Below are 25,827 nucleotides of genomic sequence, written 5' to 3' on the forward strand. Positions count from 1 at the left end.
GGGGATCGCACGAATGCGACTGAACCGACGCCAATTGATCGCCACGGGCGCCGCGGGGGCGTCATTGCTGGCGCTGCCTGGCTGGGCGATGACCGCCGACCCCTGGGCCGGCGCCGCCGAAATCCTGGCGCGCATCCGCCCGCCGCGCATTCCGGCACGCTCGGTCAGTATTGTCGATTATGGCGCGAAGGGTGACGGCGTCACCCTGAACAGCCGTGCCTTCGCGGCGGCGATCGCCGCGCTGGCGGGCAAAGGTGGCGGACGCGTAATCGTGCCTGCCGGTCGTTTCCTGACCGGGCCGATCCATCTCGACTCGAACATCGAGCTCCATGTCGGCGACGGGGCGACCATCCTGTTCAGCACCGACCCGGCCGACTTCCCGATCGTGCTGACGCGGTTCGAGGGCGTCGAGATGATGGGACTGTCGCCGCTCATCTACGCACACGGCAAACGCAACGTCGCGATCACCGGATCGGGCACGCTCGACGGTCAGGGCAGCGGCCGACATTGGTGGTCGTGGAAGGGGCCGTGGAAAGGCACGGTCGATGGTGGCTGGCGCGACGGCATGCCTAACCAGCTCGCCGCGCGTCGCCGGCTGTTCGACATGGCCGAGCGCCGCGCGCCGGTCGAAAAGCGCATATTCGGCGCCAGCGACTATCTGCGCCCCGCCTTCATCGAACCCTATGCCTGCGACAACGTGCTGATCGAGGGCGTCAAGTTGCGCGGCGCACCGTTCTGGCAGGTTCATCCGGTGTTGTGCCGCAACGTCATCGTGCGCAACCTCGATATCCTGGGGCATGGCCCCAACAACGACGGCTGCGACCCCGAATCGTGCACAGATGTGCTGATCGAGAACGTGCTGTTCGATACCGGCGACGATTGCATCGCGGTCAAATCGGGCCGCAACGAGGATGGCCGGCGAGTCGCGGTCCCGAGCCGTAATTTCGTCATCCGGGACTGCACGATGCGCGAAGGTCATGGCGGCATCACCATCGGCAGCGAGATTTCGGGCGGATGCAGTAACGTCTTTGCCGAGCGCTGCACCATGAACAGCCCCAATCTCGATTACGCCATCCGGTTCAAGAACAACGCGATGCGCGGCGGATTGCTCGAGGGCTTCCATTACCGCGACATCACCGTCGGCGAGGTCAAGCGTGCGGTGATCGCCTGCGACTTCAATTACGAGGAAGGCGCCAAGGGCGCATTCACGCCGGTGCTGCGCGACGTGACGATCCAGCGGATTGCGGCGCGCCGGTCGGTGATGGCGCTCGATGCGCAGGGACTGCCCAACGCACCGATAGAACGCCTGCGATTGAGCGATTGCGCGTTCGACGGCGTCACCAGCCCGAGCACGATCGCTTATGCCAATGGATTGGTGGTCGACCGCGTGCGCGTCAACGGCGCTCCGGTCACTCACCTGTGAAAAGGAGCGCGGGCATGATGCGGACGGCGCTGGTCCTGGCAGCCTTGGCATTGCCGGGCGCGATGCCGGCGGAGGCGAAGGACGATAGCCGCAGCGCGTTGATCGCAGCACTCGACAAGGCCGCCGACGCGCGGCTCGATGCGCGCGCGGCCGCGGTCGCGCGGATCGCGACGCCGGCCGCGGCCGATGCGCGCAAGGCCTGGGTCAGGGCCGAAATCCTCAAGCGGATCGGCGGCCTGCCGCCCCGTACCGGACCGCTCGCCGCCAAGGTGACGGGCAGCTTTGCCGGCAAGGGCTTCCGCGTCGAAAAAGTGATGTTCGACGCCATGCCCGGCCAGCATATCACCGCCAATCTGTTCGTACCGACCGGCCGCACCGGCCCCTATCCCGCGGTGATCGTCGCACCTGGCCATGGCCCCAACGGCAAGGCCGGCAATTACGCCTTCGCCGCCAGCTTCGCGCGCAACGGCATCGTCGCGCTCGCTTACGACATCGTCGGCGAAGGCGAGCGGATGGAATATTGGGATGCGATGACCGGGCGGTCGCGCGGCGAGCGGCCGACCGGCGACCACAGCATCGCCGGGTTCCAGACGATGCTGACCGGCGATCATCTCGCGCGCTATTTCATCAACGAGGAAATGCGCGGGATCGATTATCTCATTTCGCGCCGTGAGGTCGACGCGAACCGGATCGGTGCGTTCGGTTGTTCGGGTGGCGGTACCGCGACCGCCTATGTCGCGGCAATGGACGATCGCGTGCGGGCAGCGGGTGTCGCCTGCTATGTCAACGACTTCAAGCATCTGCTCGCCGGACCCGGGCCGCAGGATGGCGAACAGAGTATTCCGGGATTCATCAGCAGCGGACTCGACGTTCCCGACTGGGTCGAACTCGCCGCGCCTAAACCCTATGCGGTGATCTCGACCACCGAGGATATGTTCCCGTTCGAGGGCGCCAAGGCAGCGGTCGCCGAGGCCAGGCGTTTCTGGGGCGCCTATGGCAAGGCCGACCGGCTCGAATGGTATACCGGGCCCGGGCCGCATGGTGCGATCGCGCCGATGGCCAATCGGATCATCGACTTTTTCCGCCGCAACCTGCGTGCGACCGGGCCAGTCGTGCCGTTCGAGCGGCTCCAGCCCCCGCGGCCGGAGGATGTGTTGGTGACGCCGACCGGCCAGATCGCGACCTCGGGCGGTGGGACGACGATCGCCGACATCAACCGCGCGCGCGCCAGGGCGATCGTCACGCCTGACTCGCCTCCCGCAAGGGTCCGCGAGGCGATACGCGCGCTGACCGGCGCGAAAGGCCTATCGGGGGCAGCGCCCGACGCGGATATCGGAGAGGCCGGGCGAATGACGCTCGCGCTTGCCAATGGCCCGCTCCAGGCGCGGATCAAGCGAGCGGCGGAGCCATCGGGCCGGATTCTGTTGCTGCTCGATCCTGGTACGCCACTCGACGCCCTGGCCGCGTCCAACGGCCGGATGGCGAAGCTTGCCGCTGCCGGCTGGACCGTCGTCGCGCTCCAGCCGCGCGGCGCCGACGGTAGCGAGGAGATCAAGTCGAGCCTGGTGGGCGACCAGAATCTGCTCGCGCTCAGGGCATTGCTCGTCGGGCGTACGCTGACCGGGATTCGCATCGACGATGTGATCGCGACCATCGACTGGCTCGCCAGGCTCGAACCTGGCGCGCGGATCACCGTGGCGGCGAGCGGAACGATGGGGCCGATCGCCTTGCAGGCGGCAGCGCTCGACCCGCGCATCGCGGCGGTGCGGTTGACCGGCAGCCAGGTGTCCTTCCGCGACGCCGTCAGCCGCCCGATCGCGCCCGACTTGCCGGCGATCGCGGTGCCGGGCGTGCTCAAGGCCTATGATCTGCGCGATGTCATCCGTGCGCTCGACGGGCGCCCGGTCGAGCTGGTCGCACCGGTCGACCCGGTCGGTGTGCCCCTTCGCGAAACCGAGGTGACGAGATTGATGCCCAAGGGCGCGACCTGGAGCTGGTCGGCAACGGAGATGCAGCCGTGAAGCGCTTGTTCTTCTGCCTGCTGCTGACATTGGGCTTCACCGCGCCCGCGCATGCTGCCTTGCGCCTGCCGGCTACCGTGCCCGATCAGGTGCGCTGGGCGGCGGGCGAACTCGATCAGGCGCTCGCCCAACATCGCCTGACGCGTGCGAATATCGAGGCCACGGTGACCATCGCCGTGAAACCCGAACCCGACGATCAGGCGTTTGCGCTCGATCGGTCGGGGACGACGGTGACGATCGCGGCGGGTGGGCCGGCGGGAGCCAAATACGGCCTGCTCGAACTGGCCGAACAGGTGCGCGCCGCGTCGGGCGATAACTGGCGCGAGATCGTCGCCGGCCTGCGATCGACGAAGCAGAAGCCCTGGGTAGCGATCCGCGCCGACAATGCCTTCATCCACATCCATCCGTTCGTGCTCAACGACCTGACGATGTGGCGCGCCTATATCGATATGCTGGCGCGCAACCGTTTCAACATGCTCGACCTGCACGGCGCCTATGATCTCGACACGACCGGCTTTTCCAACCTCTACCCGATGCTGGTCCGGGTGCCCGGCTATCCCGGCGTCGGCAATCCGGCCGAGCAAGCGAAGAACCTGGCGTCGCTGAAAGCGATTGTCGCCTATGCCACCAGCCGGGGCGTTCGCGTCGCGCTGATGAATTATTCGATCAACGAGGATCGCCCGCGTTCGCCGACCAAGCCGCCATCGCCGATCAAGGGTGTCCCGGCCGGGCAGATCGCGGACTATACCGCCAAGGCGACCGCGCAGCTGATCCGCGAGTTGCCCCAGCTCTACATGCTCGGCTTCCGCGTCGGTGAGACCGGGCAACCGGCCGATTTTTTCAAACAAGCCTATCTGCGCGGGTTCGCGATGGCGGGAAACAACTCGCTGCGCCTCTACACGCGCTCGTGGCTGACCTCGAAGGAGCAGCTCGAGCCGATCGCGGCGGCGGCGCCGGGCAAGTTCGACGTCGAGATCAAATATAATGGCGAGCATCTCGGCCTGCCCTATCAGGCGATGCAGGAGCGGTTCGCGACTTATAGCTACGAACATTATCTCGACCGCCCGGCGGATTACGGCATCCTGTGGCAAGTGCGCTCCAACGGAACGCATCGCTTCTGGTCCTGGGCGAATACCGATTTCATCCGCCAGACGGTGCGAACGTTCCGGCTGGGCGACGCGCGCGGTTTCACGCTCGAATCGCCGGTCTCCTATTTCAGCCCCTATGCCGCGAAGATGTATCGGGCGCCGGCCGACCAGGCGGTGTTCCCGTACGTCTGGCAGAAGGACTGGATGTGGTATCTGGCCTGGGGAAGGCTGGGATACGATCCGGAGCTGCCCGAAGCGACGCTGATCCAGACATGGCGCGACCATTATGGCGCGGGCGGCGATGCGGCCTATCGCGCTATGCAGGCGGCGAGCCGAGTGGTGCCTTTGGTCTATGCCTATCGCTTCATCGGCGCCGATCATCGCGATTATTCGCCCGAGACGGAGACCGGCTATACGACCAACGACAGCGTGGTCGGGTCGCGCACGCCGATCCCGCTGAGCTTGCTGCAATATGCCCAGGACCAGACCGAGGACGACCGCAGCTTCCTGCCCATCGACAAATTCGTGCTCGGCAAGATGGATGGCCTGGTGGATGGCCGCTACGGTCCGTTCGCGGTCGCTGCGCGGCTGCACGACGCGAGCGGCGAGGCGGACAGGGCGATCGCCGACATGCCACCGCTGACCGGCCGCGCGGCGGACGAATGGCGCTTGCTGCACACCGATCTGGCCGCGGCGGCGCGGCTCGGCGACTATCATGCCGATCGGATCGAAGGGCTGGTGTGGCTCGATCATGGCGTGCGAACCAACGAGCGCGGCGAGATCGACCAGGCCAATGTCCTGCTCAAGCGCTCGCGCGACGCCTGGGCGGCGCTCGCAGGGTTAGCGGACCCGGTCTATCAGCCGCTCAACAATCCGCTGCGCCGGCAAAAGGCGTTCAGCTGGGGACCGGCGCTGGCCGACCTGGAAAAGCTCGATGCGACGACCGAGGATCTGTGGAACGCCCGGCCCAAGGGCGCGCATCATAATCCGCTGCTGCTGACCGACACCGACAAGGGCGGGACCGGCGGGCTCGGCGTCGCGGGGCAACCGACCTATCGTATCGCGGCGGACGGCAAGAGCATCGCGGTGACCGCCAAGGCCAGTGCGGCACGGCCGATCGACCGCGTGATCCTGTGGTGGAAGCCGTTGCCGAGCGATGCGCATTGGCGTGCGCAGGAGATGATCATGGGCAATGACGGCTGGCGCGCGGAAGTACCGTTCACGCGCGAAGGGCTGATGTATGCGGTCGAGGTGCAGGACGTGGGCGGCAATGCGCGCAGCTTCCCGCTCCAGGCCGAGACGCGGCCCTTCTGGGTGATCGATCCGCGATGATCGCGCGGGCCCCTCTCGCGCTGCTGCTCATGGCGGGCGTCGCCGCCGCGGCTACGCGGCCGTTGCCCGTCACGATCCGCGAGCAAGGCGTACTCTATACCGGCGGCGAGGTGTCGGGCGACGGCATGTCGGGCCAGATGCACGTCTTCTACCAAATCCCGGCGCGCGTGCCGCCGCGCCATTATCCGATCGTGTTCATCCATGGCAGCCGGCTGACCGGCGCCGGGTTCCTCGGCACGCCCGATGGCCGCCCCGGCTGGGCGACCTGGTTCGTGTCGCGCGGCTGGCCGGTCTATGTCGTCGATCAGCCGGGCAAGGGGCGGTCGGGCTATTTCCCCAAGGCCTATGGTCCGCAGGAACATGACCCCAGCCGCAAGCAGATCGTCGAGCGCTTCACCGCGAGCCAGACGATCACGCCCACGCCCTGGCCAACCGCCAAGCTGCACACGCAATGGCCGGGCACCGGCCTCCCCGGCGATCCCGTGTTCGAGCAATTCTTCGCGTCCGAAGTCGCCAACATGCCCGACGTCGACATGCAATATGCGCTGACGACGCGCGCGGTGACCGAGTTGCTGAGAAAGATCGGCCCTGCGATCATCGTCACGCATTCGCAGGCCGGGCCGCTCAGCTGGATGATCGCCCAGGCCAATCCGGGGCGGATCAAGGCGATCATGGCGGTCGAGCCGACCGGCAATGCCAGCCGCGCGGGCAAGGGCCCGGCGACGCCGTGCGGGATCACCGACGCCTGCCTCACCTTCACCCCCGCTTTGCCCGATGCCGCCGCGCTCGGCATGACGCGGACACCCGAGAAACAGGCGATGGGGGTCGATTGCTGGTTGCAGCCGTCGCCGCGCTATCGCCTGCCCTGGTTGGCGGGCACGCCGATCCTGATCGCGTCGGGCGAGGCATCGTATCACGCCGGCCAGGATTATTGCACCTCGGCTTTCCTGACTCAGGCGGGCGTGCCCAACGACTATGTCTATCTGCCCACCGTCGGTATCCGCGGCAACGGGCATATGCAGATGCTCGAGAAGAACAATCTGGAGATCGCCGCCTTCTACGAAAAGTGGCTGTTGAGGCGGATCCGATAAGCGGCCGAAAAGGCCCGAAAAATCGTTATTGATACCGGTGTCATAAGTTTCTATCGATCGGTCGCCCGCAAGGGCTTGGGAGAGTCGGCCGCCAATGAGCGGCCAGATGCGAAAGAGAGCGGGCATGGCGAGCAACAAGCGAGTGGCATTGCTGGCGGCGGTTTGCGCCGCGGCGATGATCGGGTCGGCTGCGAACGCGCAGGAAGCGCCGCCCAAGCTGCTGTTCCACGTTTCCGCCGACAAGACGCTGACCGCCGACACCGCGGCCGGCGAACCGGTGCCCAATTTCCAGTCCAAGGTCGCAATCGTCCCCACCGGGAAATCGGGCGGGGCGATCGAATGGCAGGATGACGGCTATGTCGCGTGGAAGGCGCCGGGCAATATCTATGCGCGACGCGGCACTTTGTCCTTCTTCTGGCGCTCGCGCACGCCCGTCGGAGAGGCGCCGTTCGTGCTGTTCCGAGTGGGATATGCCGACCATACCAGCTGGGACATGGCGTTCCTTAGGATCGACTGGAACGGCCACGGCTTCGACGCCTTCGTCACCGACAACAACCTTGCGAGAGAGCGCGTCTCCTTCCGTATGGATGCGTTGCCGAGCCCCACGGACTGGCACCATATCGCCTTCGCCTGGGACGAGGCGGTCGGCGTGCGGCTGTTCGTCGATGGCAAGGAAGTCGCTCGCAAGGATCAGAAGGCCGTGCTCGACAGCGGGCTCGACCAGTTCGGCCTCGCCGGGCGGATCATCTCGCCGCACCAGGTGCAGAGCCGCTACAGCTTCATGCGCGGCAGCGATGTCGACGAGATCCGCGTCTACGATCGGATGCTCGATGCCGGCGCGGTCGCCGCGCTCGCCAACAACAGCGCCCCGGCCGACGACAAGCCGGTCGCGAGCGACGAGCGCACCGCGTTTCTCCATCGCTATGGCTTCGATGGCGCCTCGCCGCCTCTGCTGACCGCCGACAGCACGACGATCCGCAAGGTCGAGTTCGCCGACGCCAAGGATCTCAAGGAATGGATGTGGAAAGGCGTCGACGGCATTGCCGAGACGACCTGGCCGGGCGTCTACAACCGCTCGCGCCTGCCCGGCCGCGACGATTATTTCGAGTTGCCCGACTGGAACGTCTATGTCGAAGGCGGCAAGGCCTATGACCTGACCATCCCCGCCAACGAGACGGTCAATCGCGTCGAGATCCGCGGCGCCGCCTATGGCGGGCTCGATTACGCTGCCGATGGCAGCAAGTACGTGTCACTGGCGAAGCGTCCGCAAGGCGTCGAGAAATCGATCACCAGCTTCGGCGACAAGACTGGCGGCAAGTTGCGCTTCACCAATGTCGCGCAGGAAACGCCGATCCAGGAAATCTGGGCCTACGACGTCAAGGAAGGCGCCGAGCCCAAGGGCACGCTCAAGCTCAATTACGTGGTCGATTCGAAGACCGCGCCGGCCTTTGCCAATATCGCGCCGCTGACCAAATACATTGCCGGTCGCTTCCCCGCCGACGAGCGGGCCACCGTCGTCGCGCTTCCGGCGAGCGCCGGGCACGCCGCGCCCGGGGCCGGCAGCGCAACCGCCGTCGGCAACGCGGTGCGCGGGAAAAACGAGGCGCCGATCGTCCACATTCTGGTGCCGTCCGATTTCGGCGACGCCTTCCCCGACAAGCCGCTGGCGCGTGCGTGGAACTATACCTGGGCCAACGTCCATGACGGGCTCGACGGCATCGCGCTCGACATTCCCGCGCTCAAGGTAGCGGCGAACAAGGACGGGGTGATCCCGCTCAATATCCGGATCAAGGATCCGATCTGGCCCGACCGCGACATGATCGACGTGACCGTGTCGGTGAAGCCCGGCCAGGCACGCACGGTCTGGCTCGACCTGCGCGACCGCATCCTGACCAACGATCCCTTCTACATCACCGTCGCCAGCGCTTCGGCCGATTTCGGCGCGGACTCGCTCGACGGAATGAACGTGCGATTGGTGTTCAAGGACCGCGAGGAAGCGAAGAAGGAGCATATCCAGGATCGCTTCGATCAGGTGAAGGATAATTGGGGCTTCCTGGTCGAGGAGCATACCGCCTCGGGCCGCGAGGGGCTGTTCCGGCGACTCAAGGGCGACATCACCGACCTGCTCCGCGTCGATCCCGACAATCTCGAAGGGCGGCGTTATTGGGCCGATATCAGCTATGGCGCGACGGGCATGCCGCCCTTCACCCAGCCGACGCCGCCGGCGGGCGTGCCGCTCTGGGCGTTCCGCCAGCTCGAGGACCTCAAGCTCACCCGCCAGTTCGTCGATTGGTGGATCGACAACCGCCAGGTGCCCTATGGCGATTTCGGCGGCGGTATTTCGGACGACGTCGACTTGCTCGAACAATGGCCCGGCCTGGCGCTGATGGGGGTCGATCCCGACAAGATCAACGCCTCGCTGCGTGCGCTGTCGGACTCGGTCTACAAGAACGGCATGCGGGTCAACGGGCTCGGCTATATCACCACCGACGAGCTCCATGCCTATGAGGAAGGGCTCAATTCGGATGCCGAGCGGCTCTATCTCAACTGGGGCGAGCCCAAGGCGGTCGAGCGGCTGATAGCGACGGCCAAGGCGCTGACCGGCATCATCCTCAAGAACCCTGCCGGGCACATGCATTTCGCCAGCAACTGGTATGGCGGCCGCAAGGTCTATCGCGAGGGCCCGTGGGAATGGCAGAAACCGTATAGCTTCACCGTCATGCACGCGCCGATCCTGATGGGCGTGTACAATGCCAACCCGACCGCCGAGGGGCTGGTCACTGGTGTGATCGACGGCTGGATGGCGCACGGCAAGCAGGGCGCCGATGGCAATTGGACCTATCCCAACGAGATCAACTGGCGCACCGATGCCGAGCGCGTCGGCGACGGCGGCGGCATTGCGACGCCGTATCAATCGGCCTGGGCGGCATATCGCTTCACTGGCGACAAAAAGTATCTGACCCCGCTGCTGAGCCGCGTGGCCAAGAACGGGCCCGGATCGCTCAACGACCTCAACGAGAATGTCGTGGCGGAGCTCGGCAAGACCGATTGGGGCAAGGTCCTGGCCGGCACCAAGAGCGATTTCGGCCGCGTCGCCGGCTGGGACGCGACCGGCGACCGCAAGCTGCTCGAGGAACAAGCTGGCGACGCGATCGCCTACAAGTCGCAGCATATGTACATGTACACCGAGGGGCATTGGTGGACCGACCGCGTCGAGATGCCCAACGAGTATCTCCAGCGGCAGCGGCTGGGCGGCATCGCCTTGGTGCGCAACCAGACCTATCCGGGCAATACCGTCAGCTGGCGTTTCGCCAAGCCGGACGCGGCGGAAGCGGTGGCGATCCTGGTGCCCGGCGCGACCACCGGCCACTTCAAGGTGATCGCCTACAATACCAGCGACGTGGCGCAGCCGGCGACGATGTCGACCTGGAACGTGACCGCCGGCAAATGGAAGATGACTGCCGGGACCAGCGCGTCGGATGGCGATACCGCCGACGGCAATCCGGCCGCGAGCGACGTGACGCTCGAACGCAGCGGATCGGTCGATGTCAATTTCGCACCCCACACGACGACGGTGCTCGAGTTCACGCTCGAGACGCCGGGTATGCCCACCGAGCGTCGCGCCGATCTCGGTATCGGCGTCGACGACGTGAAGGTCGCCGGCCGCTCGGTCGAGGTGACCGTGCACAGCCTCGGTGCGCTTCCCGCCAGCGGCGGCCGCGCCGAGCTGATCGACGCCACCGGCAAGGTCGCCGCCAGCGCCGCGGTGCCAACGCTCGACGCGCCGGTCGACCTGACGCCCAAGACGGCGATGGTGCGAATGCCGCTCGCGGCGGGAGCCGGGTCGGGCTGGCGGGTTCGGGTCGCACTGCCAGACGGTACGCCGGAAGTGACTTACCTCAACAACGCCGTCGCACTGCCGGCCCCGACCCGCAATAAGTAGCGGCGGCGATGCTTGATCGGCATCAGACGGGCGGCAAGTGACTCCAGAAACGCTCGGCCGCGACGCTCTGGCGCGCGGCCGGGCGGAACAAGCGGATGCCGACCGGCACGGCCCAGCCGGCGCCGCCGGCCGGGACGAGCGATCCGCGCTCGACATCGTCGGCGGCAAGGCTCGCCGGCAGCCAGGCGATCCCGCTGCCGCCGCGCGCCATGCCGAGCAAGGTGGCGGCTAGTTGCGCCGAGAAAACGGTCCTGAGCGTCGGCGCGCGTTGCTCGAAGCGATTGGCCGCGACGATCCGGCCGAGGCCGGACTCCGCACTATAGGCGAGGAGTGGCAGGTCGCCGCCAGCGTCGTCGAGCCGCCAGCGCGGTTGTCCGTCGGCGTCGGGCGCGACCAACGGCACGAGCGAATCCTCGCCCACGTCGCGCGAGGCGAAGGCCGGACTTTCCAGCCGGCTCGGCGCGATCGGATGGTGGTGGCACAGCACGAACTGGCTCTGCCCCTGGAGCATCAATTCCTCGCACGCCTGCATCGAATCCGAGACCAGGCGCACCGGACCGATCGTCGCCGCCTGCTCGACTCGCCGCAGCCAGCCCGGGAAGAAGGTGAAGGACAAAGAGTGCGTCGCGGCGAAATGGAGCGTCGCGGTCTCGCGTCCTCCGATTTCGCGCGCATCGCGGCGCAAGTCGGTGATCGTCCGCACCAGCCCCGGCGCCCCGCGTGCGAATTGCTCGCCCGCCGGCGTCGGTCGCGTGCCTTGCGGGGTGCGTTCGAACAATGGCGTGCCGACCCAATCCTCCAGCGCGCGGATGCGCCGGCTGAAGGCCGGTTGGGTGACGTGGCGGAGTTCGGCGGCGCGCGAGAAATTGCCGGTTTCGTTCAACGCGACGAAGTCTTCGAGCCAGGCGAGTTCCATGCGCTATGCATAAACGGCATGGCGATGCCCCGCAACGGCATTGGCGTTGCTCTGGTCAGCCGGCTTATCCCGATGCCAATCAAGCGGGATGGGGGCGTGAAGTGCGTATCGTAGAAGTCCGGGAACAGACGGTGTCGATCGCCTCGCCGATCGCCAATGCCTATATCGATTTCTCGAAGATGACGTGCTCGGTCGTGGCAGTGATCACCGACCAGATGCGCGACGGCCGCCCGGTGATCGGATACGGCTTCAATTCGAACGGGCGCTACGGCCAGGGCGCGCTGATGCGCGATCGCTTCCTCGCGCGGCTGACAGATGCCGATCCCGAGAGCCTGATCGACAAAGCCAACGATAATCTCGATCCCTTCGCGATCTGGTCGACCCTCATGACCAACGAGAAGCCGGGCGGGCATGGCGAGCGCTCGGTCGCGGTCGGCACGATCGACATGGCGGTGTGGGATGCGGTGGCGAAGATCGCCGGCAAGCCGCTCTATCAATTGTTGGCCGAGCGTTATGGCAGCGGCACGCCCGACGACAAGGTCTGGGTTTATGCCGCGGGCGGCTATTACTATCCCGGCAAGGATCACAAACAGCTGCAGGACGAATTCCGCTCCTATCGCGACCGCGGCTATCGCGTCTGCAAGATGAAGGTCGGCGCGGTGCCGCTCGACCAGGATATCGCGCGGATCGAGGCAGCGCTCGAGGTGGTCGGCGACGGGCAGTGCCTCGCGGTCGACGTCAACGGACGGTTCGATCTCGACACCGCGATCCGTTTCGGCGAGGCGATCAAGCCGTACAATCTGTTCTGGTACGAAGAGGTCGGCGATCCGCTCGACTTCGCGCTCCAGGCCGAACTCGGCCGGCATTACGATCTGCCGATGGCGACCGGGGAGAATCTGTTCTCGCACCAGGACGCGCGCAACCTTTTGAAGTTCGGCGGCATGCACAAGGACCGCGACTGGCTGCAGTTCGACTGCGCCTTGTCGTACGGCTTGGTCGAATATCTCCGCACGCTCGACGTGCTCAAGGAAGAGGGCTGGTCGACGCGGCGCGTGGTGCCGCATGGCGGGCACCAGATGTCGCTCAACATCGCGGCCGGGCTGCATCTCGGCGGTAATGAAAGCTATCCCGACGTATTCCAGCCGTTCGGCGGATTCGCCGACGGGATCGCGGTCGAGGATGGCTATGTCGCGCTGCCGCAGGTGCCGGGTGTTGGCTTCGAGGCCAAGAGCAAGCTGTACGCATTGATGAGCAAGATGACCGAGGACGTCGCCCCTGCGCGGGTGATGGCCTAACCAACGCCGTCGACCCGGCAAAAGACCGGGCGGCGGACAGGAGGAAGAGGATCGGGTGACGCGCGCATTGCGCCAATTATGGGTTCAGGTGCTGATCGGCATGGCGATCGGTATCCTCCTCGGCGTGCTCGCGCCAAGCTGGGGAGTCGCGCTCAAGCCGGTCGCCGACGGCTTCGTCAAACTGGTCAAGATGCTGCTCGCGCCGATCATCTTCGGCACCGTCGCGGTCGGCATCGCCCAGATGGGCAATCTGCGCGACGTCGGGCGGCTCGGGCTGAAGGCGCTGGTCTATTTCGAAATCCTGTCGACGATCGCGCTCGCCGCCGGGCTGATCGTCGCCAATGTCGTGCGGCCCGGCGCCGGCATGAACATCGACGCGCGGACGCTCGATGCCAGCGCAGTGGCGGGGTACGCGACGACGGCGAAGGGCGAAGGCGGCGTCGCCGACTTCCTGCTCGGCATCATCCCCGACAGCGTCGGTTCGGCGTTTGTCGGCGGGACGATGCTCCAGGTCATCCTGATCGCGCTGCTGATGGGTGTGGCCTTGGGTGCGATGGGCGAGAGCGGTGCGCGGCTGACAACCCTGTTCGAGGATATCACCAAGGCGATGTTCCGCATCGTCGGCATGGTGATGCGGTTGGCGCCACTCGGTGCCGGCGCCGGCATGGCGTTCACCATCGGCAAATACGGCATCGCGACCTTGCTGCCGCTCGGTTACCTGATCCTCGCGCTGTATGTGACGGCGTTGCTGTTCGTTGTCGTCGTGCTGGGGCTGGTCGCGCGGGTGGCCGGCATCTCGCTGATCGCCTTGCTGCGCTATATCGGTGACGAGATATTGATCGTGTTCGGGACGTGCTCGACCGAAGCGGTGCTGCCGCAATTGATGGCGCGGCTCGAGCAATTGGGCGTGGCGCGGCCAGTGGTCGGGCTCGTGCTGCCGGCGGGCTATACCTTCAACACCGACGGCACCTCGATCTACCTCGCGATGGCGGTGGTGTTCATCGCCCAGGCGACCAACACGGCTTTGTCGGTCGGCGATCAGCTGACGATCATGGCGGTGCTGCTGCTGACCTCGAAGGGCTCGGCGGGAGTAGCAGGGGCCGGGTTCGTCGCACTCGCTGCAACCTTGTCGGCGATGCCCGCGCTGCCGGTTGCCGGGCTGGTGCTGCTGCTTGGAGTCGATCGCTTCCTCAATCAGGCGCGCGCGGTGGTCAATCTGATCGGTAACAGCGTCGCCACGGTCGCGGTGGCGCGCTGGGACGGCGCACTCGATCTGGAGCGCGCCCGGGCGGTATTGCGTGGCGAGGCCGTACCGCCGTTGGTCGAGGTGCCGGCATGAAGCGCGCCTTGCTCCTGCTCGCGACCCTGGCGCTCCCGGCGCAGGCCGACATCGCGGTGTCGGCCAATGACGGCAAGCAGGTGCTCGCCGACGGCAAGCAGATCGTGCCGACGCCGCTCGTTCCCGACAGCGTCTCGATCCTCGATTTCGGCGGCGGGAAGGTCCGCGTGGTCGCTACGGTCGCTGCGCCCGCCAGCGTGATCGGTCCGCCGCGCAGCGTCGCGATCACGCCTGACGGGGCCTTTGCCATCGTCACCTGCGCCCGCCGCGTCCGCGCCGACGGTAAGGATATCGAGCCAGACGATCGCGTGTCGGTGATCGACCTGAAAACCGCGAAAGTCGTGTCGACCATTCGAGCGGGCGCTGGCGCCTCGGGCGTGGCGATCGATTCGAACGGGCGGCGTGTGCTGATCGCCAATCGCGCGGCCGGCACGCTGTCGCTGTTCGCCTTTGCCGACGGAAGACTGGCGCCGGTCGCCAGCATCGCGGTTGGGCCGCCGACCTCCTCACCCGCGCAGCCGATTTTCTTTGCCAACGGCACGAAGGCCTTGGTGACGCGCGATGGCGACCATCGCATCAGCCTGGTGACGGTCGGCGACGACAGCTTGGCGCTGGCCGAGCCCACGACCATGGCAGGCTTGCGTCCCTATGCGATCGACGCCACCGGCGATCGCCATTTCGCCGTGGTCGGCAATATTGGAGGTGGCGGGCGCGACGTCGACACGATCAGCCTGATCGATCTGTCGGGTGTCGCGCCGGTCGCGGTGGATACGGTCGCGGTCGGGCTGACCCCGGAGGGCGTGAAGATGTCGCCCGACGGTCGCTTCGTCGCGGTGACGGTCAACAATGGATCCAATTCGGCGCGTGGCGCGCGCGGCTGGTCCGATCATGGCCTGTTGCAAATCTGGCGGATCGATCGCGGGCGGCTGGTCAAGGTCGCCGAGGCAGCAATGGGCGGCTGGGGACAAGGCATGGTCTGGTCGCGCGATGGTCGTCAAATCCTGGCGCAGGCGATGCTGGGCAACCGCATCGAAAGTTTTTCCTTCGACGGCGCGCATCTGCGGCGTGGGGACGTGCTGACCTTGCCGGCGGGGCCGGCGGCGATTGCGGGGATCGAATGATCGGGCGACGTACTTTTCTCACCGGGGCGACGGCTGCCACTGCGATGACCGCCTTGTCGCCGGCGTACGGCGTAGGGAAGGCCGATGCAGCGCTGCGGGCGACGCTCGACGGACTGGCCAAGCTCGACAGCCCAGCCGCCAGGCTGAAAGAACTCCGCGGAATCAACTCGCAGGGGCTTTCACCCGGTGCGCTGCTCGATCTCGAAGCCGCGCGCGAAGGGCTGGCGATCGATGCACGGATCGCCCAGATCATGCCGTTTGGGCACCTCGGCCGTTCGCCGTATTCGGTAACGCCAACCGTCGGCGCCTGGCGCGAACCGGGCGCGGCAGACGCCGCCGATCGGATCGCCGCAGATACCGCGGCGATCAGGGCGGAGGCGGCCGCGGGGATCATCCTGCCGCGCGATGCGCTCGATCGCACCGTGGCCGGAATCGCCAAGGCGTCGGCCGGCGCCACCGGCAGTGTCGCCGCCGCGCTCGCCGAGCAGGGACGGCTGCTATCGTCCCTGGCGCCGCGCGCCGGCGAACCGGGAGTCGGCCGGCTGCCGCGCGGCGCCAACTATTTCAACCTGCTGATCGACCGCCAGTTCGGCGGGCGTGACGCGTCGGCGATCCACCGCCGCGTCCTGGCCAAAGCGCAGGACGTGGCGGCGGAAGCCGACGAATTGCTCGCGCGATCGGGCTATGCCGGCAAGACCACTGGCGAGCGCTTCCGCGCCGCGTTTCGCGATCCGCGTTTCCTTTACCCCGACAGCGAGGAGGGCCGCGACCGCGCGGTCGCCGACATGAATCGCTGGCTCGGCCGCGCGCGAGCGCGATTGCCGCGCCTGTTCGACTCGCTCCCACCCGAATGCGCCCATGTCGCTGTACGGCGGATGACACCGGTGGAAGAGGCCGCGAAAAAAGGCGGTTATCGCGTCCTGCCGTCGTCCGATGGCACTCCCGGCAGCTATTTCGTCGATCTGTCCGACATTCGCCGTCGGCCCGATTGGAGCCTGGCCAGCGTGGTCCATCACGAGTTGCTGCCGGGCCATATGGTGCAGATGCCCTTGGACGTTCGGGCAAATTCCCATGCGATTCGAGCCGAATATACCACCGGATTCCAGGAAGGCTGGGCGATCTACGCCGAAGAATTGATGGCGCGGCAGGGCGCGTTCGCCGGTAATGATCGCGCGCGGCTCGGCTTCCTGCACTGGCTAATGTTCCGGCTGTGCAGATCGGTCATTGACACCGGTGTCCATGGTGAGCGATGGTCTGTTCGGGAAGCGCGGGAGACGCTCGAGAGGATGCAAGGCGAACCAGCCTTTTTCGCGACGTTCGATCAGGACATCCAGCGGGTGTGCCTGGAGCCGGGCGCACGCGTGGGTGAGGCGCTGGCGTGGTTAGCGCTGGCGGATCGCTGCGGGCACGGCGCGACAGCTGACCTGTCGCGGCGGCATCGTGCGGCGATCGCCGACGGACGGCTGCGCCTGACATCGCTCGATCGCCGAATGCTCCGGAATTCAAGAGGAAAGTCAATCAGGTAGGCAAAAGGCGGCCAAGGGGAAAAACCTCTGGCCGATCCCAGGGAGGTAGAAGATGCAAAAGGGTTCTCGGTTCGAAACATTGTTGCGGGGCGGCGCCTCGCTCGCCGTGCTGGCGATCGCCGTCAGCGCCGGAACGGCGCAGGCGCAGACCGCGCCGGCTGGGCCTAGCGACGCAACGGCGGCTGCTCCGGTGGCCGACGCGCCGCAGACGGCGCCCGCCGCCGATGCGCCGCAGGATGTTCAGGATACCAGCAAGGATATCGTGATCACCGGCTTCCGCGGCAGCCTGGCCAAGGCGCTCGACCAGAAGAAGGCGTCGGCGACCGCGATCGATTCGATCCTGGCTGAGGATATCGGCAAGTTCCCCGACCTCAATCTGTCCGAATCGATCCAGCGTATCCCGGGCGTCGCCTTGTCGCGTGACGGCGGCGAAGGTCGCTCGATCTCGGTCCGCGGCCTGGGGCCGCAATTCACCCGCGTCCGCATCAATGGCATGGAAGCGATCGCCACCGCCGGCGGCTCGGACGCGTCGGGCGGCACCAATCGTGGCCGCGGCTTCGATTTCAACGTCTTCGCCGCCGACCTGTTCAACGCCATCACCGTGCAGAAGACCGCCGAGGCGGCGACCGAGGAAGGCTCGCTGGGCGCTACGGTCGATCTGCGCACCGCGCGACCGTTCGACTATAAATCGGGCTTCACCATCGCGGTGTCGGGTCAGGGCAGCTACAACGATCTCGCCGAGAAAGCGTCACCGCGGGCCGCGGCGATGATCTCCTGGTCGAACGAAGACAAGACCTTCGGCGCGTTGATTTCGGCCGCCTATACCAAGCGCAAGCTGGTCGAGAGCGGCTATTCGACGGTGCGTTGGACCACCAACGATGCTGGTGCCGCGCCCGGTTTTCAGAGCGTGCTCGGCACGCCTTGCCTTACCACCGATGGCGCTTCGAACCTGGTCAAGATCACGCCTGCCCCGGATGTCTGCAAAACGGCCAATGCGGCTTTCCATCCGCGTTTCCCGCGCTACGATTATTATGTCGACGACCAGCAGCGCATCGGCCTGACCGGGTCGATCCAGTGGAAGCCGACCGACAGCACGACGATCAGCATCGACGGCCTGTATGCCGACTTCAAAGCAACGCGCGAGGAACGCTATCTCGAAGCGAACGGCTTCTCGGTAACCTGCACCAAAGCGCCCGTTCCGGCCAATTGCGGCGTTCCCGACACCGACGTGATCGCCGAGACGATCACTAATGGATCGATGCTCAAGGGCACGTTCAACGACGTCGACCTGCGCGTAGAAAACCGCTTCGACCGGCTAGATACGAAGTTCAAGCAGCTGACGTTCAACGTCGATCAGAATATCGGCGAGAAGCTGAAGCTCAACCTGATCCTGGGTCATTCGCAATCGGATCACCAAAACCCGATCCAGAATACCGTCACGTTCGACCAGTATAATGTCGACGGTTACAGCTATGATTATACCGATCGCCAGCACCCGGTGTTCAACTTCGGTAATGCCAATCTGGCCAACGGGACCGGCTGGGTACTGAGCCAGCTGCGCCTGCGCTCCGCCTCGGCCAAGAATACCTACGAAACCGGGCAGCTCAACTTCACCTGGGACGTGACCGACGGCTTCTCGATCGAGGGTGGCGCTTCCTACAAGGGCTACGGCTTCAAGGCGACCGACCTCCGGCGCAGCAATGGCACCACCGCGGCGCAGGATACCAATCTCACCTGCTGCACCTTGCCAGCCGATCGCGACCTCAACCAGTTTGGCCAGATGGTCACGATCGAAGGACAGACCTTCTTCGACTCCGACTATCAAAAGGCGGCGGCCTATTTCGGGTTGGAAGATCCCAACGCGCGCGGGGGCACCTTCCGGCTCGGCATCGAGCCGGGTCTGGCCGGTAATGTCGGCGTCCAGGAGCACGACAAGAGCGGTTATTTGCAGTTCAATTTTAACCGCGACATGGGTCCGTTCACGCTGCGCGGCAATGCCGGCGTGCGCTACGTGCAGACCTTCCAGCGCTCGCAGGGCTATTCCTACTCCAGCGGCGCGGCGGTCCCGCTCGTTGCTACCCGGACTTATGACGACTGGCTGCCGTCGATGAACGCGGTGTTCGAATTCTCGCCCAAGTTCCAGATCCGTCTGGCGGCGGCGAAGATGATGGCTCGGCCCGATTTGACCAGCATCGCCCCGTCGGCCACCGTCTCGGTATCGGGCGCGAACCGATCGGTGTCGGTGGGTAATCCCGGCCTCGATCCGTATCGTGCCACGACGCTCGATGCGGCGGCGGAATGGTATTATATGCCGGGCGCCTTGCTCTCGGTCGCCTTCTTCCAGAAGAATATCGACAGCTTCGTTCAAACCGTGCAGTCGTCGGGCACCTTCTCGGACAATCCGTTTGGTTTGCCGGAGAGCCTGGCGATCGCGGCGTGCGGCAATCAATATCCGGCGACCTGCAATCCGGCCGCGGCCAACTGGACGTTCTCGGCGCCGCGCAACACGCCGGGCGGCCGCCTGCGCGGCATCGAAGTCAATTTCCAGCAGCCGTTCAAGTTCCTGCCGGGGTTCCTGGGCAATTTCGGTGTGCTGCTGAACTACACTCATGTCGAATCGAACATCAAATATCTGAATTCGGCTGGAGCAGTGGTGAAGGTCGATGATTTGACCGGTCTGTCGCGCAACAGCGCCAACGCCACGCTCTATTACGAAGACAAGGTGGTCAGCGCCCGCGTGTCGGCGGCCTATCGTTCGGGGTATCTGTCTGACGCGGTCGGTACCCAGGGGATCGACAGCCAGGGCTATAACAAGACCCTCAATATCGACACTTCGGTGCAGATCACCCTTACCAAGCAGCTCAAGCTGACCTTCGAGGGCATCAACCTGACCGACCAATACCAGGATCAGTATAACGACAGCCGCGACCTGTTGTCGGTCTATCACCATACCGGCCGCGAATTCCTGGCAGGGTTCCGGTTCAACTATTGATCGAACCTACTGCCGGTGCGGATAACCCCCCGCACCGGCCTTTCTTTGTCCAGGGAGAGGGCAGTTGCGTCTGAAGGCTTTGGTCAGGGCGGGGGCGGCGATCGCGGTGGTGATGACCACGCCGGCAGTGGCGGCGACCCGCGCGCAGATCCTGACGACGATGAAGCGCGCTTCCGAATTCATGGTCGACAAGGCATCGATCCATGGCGGCTATGTCTGGTCGATGCTGCCCGACATGTCGCGCCGCTGGGGCGAGATGGAAGCCTATCCGACGATGATCTGGGTGCAGCCGCCGGGCACGGGGACGATGGGGCATCTGTTCCTCGATGCCTATCACGCGACCGGCGACGATTATTATTACCAGGCCGCGACCAAAGCGGCTGATGCGCTGGCCGAGGGGCAGTTGCCGAGCGGCGGCTGGCATTATTTCATCGATTTCGGCGGGCCGGCGTCGACCGCCAAATGGTATGCGACGATCGGCAAGAACGCCTGGCGGCTGGAGGAATTCCAGCATTATTGGGGTAATGCCACGTTCGACGATGCCGGCACGTCGGAAGCGATGCAGTTCCTGCTGCGGCTCTATGTCGAGAAGCATGACGCGAAATATCTGCCGCCGTTGCAGAAGGCGCTGAACTTCGTCCTCAAGAGCCAATATCCGAACGGTGGCTGGCCGCAACGTTATCCGGCGACGAAATTCCCCTATATCGATCACGGCAAGCCCGATTACACGTCGTTCATCACCTTCAACGACGATGTCGCCGGCGAGAATATCCGCTTCCTGATCCAATATTATCAGGTGACCGGCGACACTCGCGTGCTCGACCCGATCCGTCGCGCGATGGACATTTACGTGAAGACGCAGCAACCCGCGCCGCAGGCCGGCTGGGGGTTGCAATATACGGTCGACCTCAAGCCGAGCGGCGCGCGCACCTACGAGCCGACCGCGATCGTCACGCACACCACTTATGCCAATATCGAGCAGCTATTGAGCTTCTATCGCCTGACCGGCGATCCCAAGTTTCTCGCCGGCGTCCCCGCCGCGCTCGACTGGCTCGACTCGGTCAAGTCGCCGCCCGAGCTCGACAAGGACGGCAAGACCTATCCCACCTTCCTGGAAATCGGCACCAACAAGCCGATGTACGTGCACCGCCGCGGGTCGAACGTGGTCAACGGCGAATATTATGTCGACGGCAACCCGGCCAACACCCTGGGACATTATAGCTCGTTCCGGCATCTCGACGTGCCAAAGCTGCGCCGCGAATATGAGGAGTTGAAGGCGACGCCGCCCGAGGTGGCGAGCAAGGACTCCCCGCTCAAGGCGACCGGCCGCCGGCCGCTCGATCGCTACTATCTGACGGACATGGGCGCCGGGTCGGATCGCAATGCCGACCTGGCGGCGAACAGTCCGGATGCGCTGGTGGAGACGCTCAACGCCGCCGGCTGGTGGCCGACCGAACTCAAGATGACCAGCCATCTTTATACGCATGACGGGTCGAAGAAGGTGGTATCGGGCGACTATTCGACGACACGGGTCGGTGACGAGACCGACACATCGCCTTATCTCGATCCCAAGCCGGTCGTGGGGATTTCGACCGGCACCTATATCGCGCATATGGAAACCCTGATCGCGGCGCTAGGCGATGCGAAATAAGCTGATCCCCTTCGCCCTCTTGGCGTTCGCCACCCCCGCGCTCGCGCAGGATGCGCCGGCGGGGAAGATGACGGTGATCGACGGCGAATCGGTCAAACGCGACGAGCCGCCGCCGCACGGCAATATCGGGATGAGCACTGCCTATCGCTACAGCGACGCGGTGCCCGGCCGCGCGATGGAATTCCGCAAGCGCGTGCTCCATGTCGGCGCGGCGATCGGCGCGCACAAGCTGGCGCATGACGAAGTCTATTACGTGCTGTCGGGTGAGGGCGAGGCGTTCTCCGGCGACCGCACCGAGTCGGTGAAAGCAGGCCAGGCGATCTATTTCTTCGCCGGCGAGACGATGGGCATAAGACAGAAGGGCGCGCAGCCGCTGGCGCTGATCATCAGCTATCCGCTGGCGACACGGGCGAAGAACTGAGATTCAGCCTGGTTGCCAGACATCTCCCCGGCCTTCGCCGGGGAAGCGCATTTCAATTCCATCGAATCAGGCTTAAGCGGCAGCCAGCCATCCGCGGCTCGTCGCCCACGCCAGGAACAGGTCCGGCCAGGCGGCAGCCGGCTTGCCGACGATACCCCGCAAGCCGAAACCATGTCCGCCTTCGCCGAACAAATGAAGTTCGACCGGCACCTTGGCCGCGCGCAAGGCGGCGTGGAGCAACAGGCTGTTCTCGACCGGCACGGTCGCGTCGTCTTCCGCGGCGCACAGGAAGCAGGGAGGGCTGGCGGACGTGATGTTGCGATCCGGCGAATGCGCCGCGATCAGCGCGGGCGAGGGATCGGGACCGAGCAGCGCCTGACGCGACCCCGCGTGCGCGACCGACAAGTCCATCGACACGACGGGATAGATCGGTGCCGCGATCATCGGCCGCGCCGACAGCGTGTCGGCGGCGTCGACGGGATCGTAGGTCTTCGCTGCGAACCGCGCGACGAGATCGGCGCAGAGATGCCCACCCGCCGAAAAACCCATCGCGCCGACGCGCTCGGGGTCGAGCCGGTATTTGGCGGCCCGCGACCGGATCAGCCGCATCGCTCGCTGCGCGTCCTGCAGCGGCACGTCGGCGCGGTTTGCCCAACCCTCGCCGGGCAAGCGGTAGAACAGCACGAACACGGTAATGCCGCGCGCGGCCAGCAGGCGGCCGATCTCATAGCCTTCCTTGTCCATCGCCATCCGGACATAGCCGCCGCCCGGAAAGACCAGCAGCGACGCGCCGTTGGGCTTGGCGGGACGGAATACCGCCATGCGCGGCGTCGACACGCCGGCGACCGCGCGGTCGTTGAGCTTGGCGGTGTCCTTGCTGCGCTCGGTGGTGACCTCGACCGGCGGTTTGGCGGGCATGCCGGGCGCGCCTTTGGGCCACAGGTCGATCGTCTCGTCGGGCTGCGACAGCACCAACGGGGCATTGCCTGGAGCGGCCGGCAGCGCGGTCTGCGCTCCTGCGCCGCTGGCCGCCACCGCCGCGCCCAAAGTCGCGAACAAGGCGGTGCGGCGGTCGACATCGGTCATATCAGGTGCCCGGCTGGATATAAGGAATGCGCGCGAACAGCTCGCGCTGCCATTTGCGCGGATCGTTCTCGATATGGCTGTTGACGTCGAACACCATCGTCGCGCGGCGCGCCAAATCGTATTTGGGCCAGACGGGCAGGCCGGGATGGTTGGGATTGCCGGTCTTGGCGAAGGCGACGAAACTGTCCTGCACCGCTTTCGACGCCGCGCGTGCGTCGAGCCCGGTACCGGTCTGCGATCCTGCCGCGCCGAGCGTGCCGAACGCCAGCGGGATATCCATCGTGTGGAAGGCGCCGCGGCGCGGGTCGGTGCGCGAGCCGAAGTTTACCTGATAGACCCAGGCCGGGGCGCCGGCACGGGCGCGCTCCTCCGCCTCGATCACTTGGCCGCGCCAACTCCGCCCGGCAGTGACCGCGGCGTAGAACACGTCGCTTGGCGACCAGGTCGGGAATTGCCTGCGATATTCGGCGACAACCCATTCGGGGAGCGCGTCGATGCGCAATTCGGGCGCGAGGCGGTCGGCCATATTGTCCCAGGTCAGCCCCTTCACCTTGTCCGAATCGGGCGAGATGAACGCGCGCGCTTCGTCATGCACATTGCCCAGGATCAATGGGATCGACAGGCCCAGGGGGTTGGCGTCAGGCCAGAAGGGATGGCGGGTGAGCCATTTCATGTCGAGCACCGGCCCGAAATAGACCCCGCCGCCCAGGAACGGATCCTCGGCCGAGAGCGCCTCGACCAGTTTCTCGGTCGGTGCTGACAGCAACGGGCCGAGATCGCGCTCGCTCACGCCGAGCTTGCGCAGATAGGCGCGCGCGCGGTCGGTGGCGTGGAGCGGCCCCGACGCGGTGACCTGCTGGCCCGACATCGTCACGCCGCGGTGGAACAGTCCCCGGGCCGCCGGCATCCCGGTCAGCGTGGCGATCTTGGCGCCGCCGCCCGACTGACCGAACAACATCACGCGATTGGGGTCGCCGCCGAACGCCGCGATATTGTCGCGCACCCATTTGAGCGCGAGGATCAGGTCGAGCTGACCGCAATTGCCGCTATCGGCGAAGCGCGGGTCGAGCCGGGCGAGATAGAGATAGCCAAATGCGTTGAGCCGGTGATTGACCGTCACCACCACGACGTCGCCGCGCGCCGCCAGATCGTGCCCGTCGTTGAGCGGATCGGTGACGCTGCCGTTCGAATAGGCGCCGCCATGGATGTAGAGCATCACCGGCTTCTTCGCCGCCGGATTGGGCTCGGCGGTCCAGACGTTGAGGTAAAGGCAATCCTCCGACTGCGGCTGATATTTGCCCGATTGCGGACAGACCGGCCCGAACTTCTGCACCTGCCGCATTTGGCCGCGCGCGGTGTAAGGCACTGGCGCACGGAAGCGTTGCGCGACGCCGTAGCGGATGCCGCGATAGGCGATGACGCCGCGGTCGCTTTCGCCGACGAAATCGCCTGACGGCGCCCGCACATAAAGCGGTGGAACCGCGCGCGCCGCGCCCGACAGCAACATCGCCGCGCCCGCACTTGCGCCGGCGCCGATCAGGGTGCGACGGTTCCAGCCCTCAGCGTCGGACATCCAGACCCCCCTCGAGAAACGCGTCGATATCGGCCTGGCGGAACAGGCTGGCGTCGCCGGGCAGCGAATGTTTGAGCGCGGTGAGCGCCAGGCCGGTGCGCGCGGCATCGTCGATGGTCCCGCCACCGCGCAACGCATGGAGAACACCCGCCGCGAACGCATCGCCCCCGCCGATCCGGTCGACGATTCCCGCCAGCGTGATCTCGGCCGATTGCGCATGCGCATCGCGCGTGTCGATCCGCGCCGACAACAAGTGGCGATCGACATCCTCAGTGTGCCGCGCGGTCGAGGCGATCGTCTGGAGCTTGGGGAAAGCGGCGAAGGCGGCGTCGGCGGCTTCGCGCCGGCGGTCCTCGCCATCGCCCGAAAAGGGCTTGTCGAGCAGCAGGGCGATATCGCGATGATTGCCGAACATCAGATCGGCCTGCGCCACCAGCCGCGACAGGATCTCGCGCGGCTTGCCGTCCCAGCGCTCCCAGAGCTTGCCGCGCCAATTGCCGTCGAACGATACCGGGATGTCGCGTGCGGCGGCGGCGTCGGCAGCGGCGATCGCGGCCTGGGCCGGCACGGGACCGAGCGCGGGGGTGATGCCCGACAGATGCAGGCGGTCGACGCCGTTCAGCAGCGTGTCCCAATCCCAGGCATCGGCCGGCGCCTCGGCGAAGCTCGAATGGGCACGGTCGTAGATCACTTCGGTCGCGCGCATGCCGGCGCCCGAGGTGACGAAATAGAGGCCCATCCGGTCGCCGCGGCGTTGGATGGTGCTGGTGTCGATGCCGTGGCCGCGCAGCGTGGCGATGGCGGCATCGCCGAGGTCGTTGGCCGGAACGGCGCTGACGAAGCCGACATCGTGGCCGAGCCGGGCAAGCGCGGTCGCGACATTCGCTTCGGCGCCGGCGACCCAAACGTCGAATTTGGGGGTCTGCAGGATAAGCTCTCGGCCTGGTGGCGAGAGCCGCAGCATGATTTCGCCGAAGGCGAGGAATTTGCCCATTACTTCCTTCCCCCG

The 25,827-nt window shown here is 65.9% G+C and carries 16 protein-coding genes; 12 read left to right on the plus strand and 4 right to left on the minus strand.

Annotation, left to right across the window (positions count from 1 at the left end; all coding sequences use genetic code 11):
• Positions 1–13 precede the first annotated feature (13 nt).
• The 5 genes from SMA01S_RS08020 to SMA01S_RS08040 all read left to right on the plus strand — a co-directional run bounded on the left by SMA01S_RS08020 (position 14) and on the right by SMA01S_RS08040 (position 10,898).
• Complete coding sequence (locus tag SMA01S_RS08020) at positions 14–1,423, plus strand: glycoside hydrolase family 28 protein (RefSeq protein ID WP_066820148.1); 1,410 nt, start codon at positions 14–16, stop codon at positions 1,421–1,423.
• Positions 1,424–1,437: 14 nt separating this feature from the next.
• A complete protein-coding gene (locus tag SMA01S_RS08025; RefSeq protein ID WP_066820150.1) occupies positions 1,438–3,444 on the plus strand; it encodes an alpha/beta hydrolase family protein in 2,007 nt (668 codons plus the stop codon).
• Positions 3,441–5,864 (plus strand): glycoside hydrolase family 20 protein, encoded by a 2,424-nt coding sequence (locus SMA01S_RS08030; protein ID WP_066820152.1) that lies wholly within the window; start codon positions 3,441–3,443, stop codon positions 5,862–5,864. The genes SMA01S_RS08025 and SMA01S_RS08030 overlap by 4 nt, the downstream gene beginning before the upstream one ends.
• Positions 5,861–6,955: an alpha/beta hydrolase gene (locus SMA01S_RS08035; RefSeq protein WP_066820154.1), complete on the plus strand. Its 1,095-nt coding sequence runs from the start codon at positions 5,861–5,863 to the stop codon at positions 6,953–6,955. The genes SMA01S_RS08030 and SMA01S_RS08035 overlap by 4 nt, the downstream gene beginning before the upstream one ends.
• A 124-nt stretch (positions 6,956–7,079) precedes the next feature.
• Positions 7,080–10,898, plus strand: a complete 3,819-nt coding sequence (locus SMA01S_RS08040) for a LamG-like jellyroll fold domain-containing protein (protein ID WP_066820241.1) — start codon at positions 7,080–7,082, stop codon at positions 10,896–10,898.
• 22 nt (positions 10,899–10,920) lie between these two features.
• On the opposite strand, the gene SMA01S_RS08045 is transcribed toward SMA01S_RS08040, so the two are convergent.
• Positions 10,921–11,814, minus strand: a complete 894-nt coding sequence (locus tag SMA01S_RS08045; RefSeq protein ID WP_066820155.1) for a LysR family transcriptional regulator — start codon at positions 11,812–11,814, stop codon at positions 10,921–10,923.
• A 101-nt stretch (positions 11,815–11,915) separates the two neighbouring features.
• Here SMA01S_RS08045 and SMA01S_RS08050 point away from each other — a divergent pair, with 101 nt between their 5' ends.
• From SMA01S_RS08050 to SMA01S_RS08080, 7 genes are all read left to right on the plus strand, one after another.
• Positions 11,916–13,109 carry a mandelate racemase/muconate lactonizing enzyme family protein gene (locus SMA01S_RS08050; RefSeq protein WP_066820156.1) on the plus strand — a complete coding sequence of 398 codons (1,194 nt, stop codon included), beginning with the start codon at positions 11,916–11,918 and terminating at the stop codon, positions 13,107–13,109.
• A 55-nt stretch (positions 13,110–13,164) separates the two neighbouring features.
• On the plus strand, positions 13,165–14,448 hold the full coding sequence (gene dctA, locus SMA01S_RS08055; RefSeq protein WP_157093866.1) for a C4-dicarboxylate transporter DctA: 1,284 nt from the start codon (positions 13,165–13,167) through the stop codon (positions 14,446–14,448).
• Complete coding sequence (locus tag SMA01S_RS08060; protein ID WP_066820157.1) at positions 14,445–15,569, plus strand: lactonase family protein; 1,125 nt, start codon at positions 14,445–14,447, stop codon at positions 15,567–15,569. The genes dctA and SMA01S_RS08060 overlap by 4 nt, the downstream gene beginning before the upstream one ends.
• Positions 15,566–17,095, plus strand: a complete 1,530-nt coding sequence (locus SMA01S_RS08065) for a DUF885 family protein (RefSeq protein WP_066820158.1) — start codon at positions 15,566–15,568, stop codon at positions 17,093–17,095. Before SMA01S_RS08060 ends, SMA01S_RS08065 begins: the two co-directional genes overlap by 4 nt.
• Before the next feature lie 52 nt (positions 17,096–17,147).
• Positions 17,148–20,087, plus strand: a complete 2,940-nt coding sequence (locus SMA01S_RS08070; RefSeq protein ID WP_066820159.1) for a TonB-dependent receptor — start codon at positions 17,148–17,150, stop codon at positions 20,085–20,087.
• A gap of 64 nt (positions 20,088–20,151) precedes the next feature.
• Positions 20,152–21,738 carry a pectate lyase gene (locus SMA01S_RS08075; protein ID WP_066820166.1) on the plus strand — a complete coding sequence of 529 codons (1,587 nt, stop codon included), beginning with the start codon at positions 20,152–20,154 and terminating at the stop codon, positions 21,736–21,738.
• 67 nt (positions 21,739–21,805) lie between these two features.
• Complete coding sequence (locus SMA01S_RS08080) at positions 21,806–22,159, plus strand: cupin domain-containing protein (RefSeq protein ID WP_066820245.1); 354 nt, start codon at positions 21,806–21,808, stop codon at positions 22,157–22,159.
• A 72-nt stretch (positions 22,160–22,231) separates the two neighbouring features.
• Here SMA01S_RS08080 and SMA01S_RS08085 read toward each other — a convergent pair whose 3' ends face one another.
• From SMA01S_RS08085 to SMA01S_RS08095, 3 genes are read right to left on the minus strand one after another with little or no spacing between them, the layout of a single operon-like run.
• Positions 22,232–23,245 carry an alpha/beta hydrolase gene (locus SMA01S_RS08085; RefSeq protein WP_066820168.1) on the minus strand — a complete coding sequence of 338 codons (1,014 nt, stop codon included), beginning with the start codon at positions 23,243–23,245 and terminating at the stop codon, positions 22,232–22,234.
• A 1-nt stretch (position 23,246) separates the two neighbouring features.
• Positions 23,247–24,818, minus strand: coding sequence for a carboxylesterase/lipase family protein (locus SMA01S_RS08090; RefSeq protein ID WP_066820170.1), 1,572 nt, complete (start codon positions 24,816–24,818; stop codon positions 23,247–23,249).
• On the minus strand, positions 24,805–25,812 hold the full coding sequence (locus SMA01S_RS08095) for a sugar kinase (protein WP_066820172.1): 1,008 nt from the start codon (positions 25,810–25,812) through the stop codon (positions 24,805–24,807). Before SMA01S_RS08095 ends, SMA01S_RS08090 begins: the two co-directional genes overlap by 14 nt.
• Positions 25,813–25,827 lie beyond the last annotated feature (15 nt).

The organism is Sphingomonas mali NBRC 15500 (assembly GCF_001598415.1).
Lineage (GTDB): Bacteria > Pseudomonadota > Alphaproteobacteria > Sphingomonadales > Sphingomonadaceae > Sphingomonas > Sphingomonas mali.

Coding starts and splice junctions, on each gene's coding strand:
- SMA01S_RS08020 (WP_066820148.1), top strand. CDS start 14: ATGCGACTGAACCGACGCCAATTGATCGCCACGGGCGCCGCGGGGGCG.
- SMA01S_RS08025 (WP_066820150.1), top strand. CDS start 1,438: ATGATGCGGACGGCGCTGGTCCTGGCAGCCTTGGCATTGCCGGGCGCG.
- SMA01S_RS08035 (WP_066820154.1), top strand. CDS start 5,861: ATGATCGCGCGGGCCCCTCTCGCGCTGCTGCTCATGGCGGGCGTCGCC.
- SMA01S_RS08040 (WP_066820241.1), top strand. CDS start 7,080: ATGGCGAGCAACAAGCGAGTGGCATTGCTGGCGGCGGTTTGCGCCGCG.
- SMA01S_RS08045 (WP_066820155.1), bottom strand. CDS start 11,814: ATGGAACTCGCCTGGCTCGAAGACTTCGTCGCGTTGAACGAAACCGGC.
- SMA01S_RS08060 (WP_066820157.1), top strand. CDS start 14,445: ATGAAGCGCGCCTTGCTCCTGCTCGCGACCCTGGCGCTCCCGGCGCAG.
- SMA01S_RS08065 (WP_066820158.1), top strand. CDS start 15,566: ATGATCGGGCGACGTACTTTTCTCACCGGGGCGACGGCTGCCACTGCG.
- SMA01S_RS08070 (WP_066820159.1), top strand. CDS start 17,148: ATGCAAAAGGGTTCTCGGTTCGAAACATTGTTGCGGGGCGGCGCCTCG.
- SMA01S_RS08080 (WP_066820245.1), top strand. CDS start 21,806: ATGACGGTGATCGACGGCGAATCGGTCAAACGCGACGAGCCGCCGCCG.
- SMA01S_RS08085 (WP_066820168.1), bottom strand. CDS start 23,245: ATGACCGATGTCGACCGCCGCACCGCCTTGTTCGCGACTTTGGGCGCG.
- SMA01S_RS08090 (WP_066820170.1), bottom strand. CDS start 24,818: ATGTCCGACGCTGAGGGCTGGAACCGTCGCACCCTGATCGGCGCCGGC.
- SMA01S_RS08095 (WP_066820172.1), bottom strand. CDS start 25,812: ATGGGCAAATTCCTCGCCTTCGGCGAAATCATGCTGCGGCTCTCGCCA.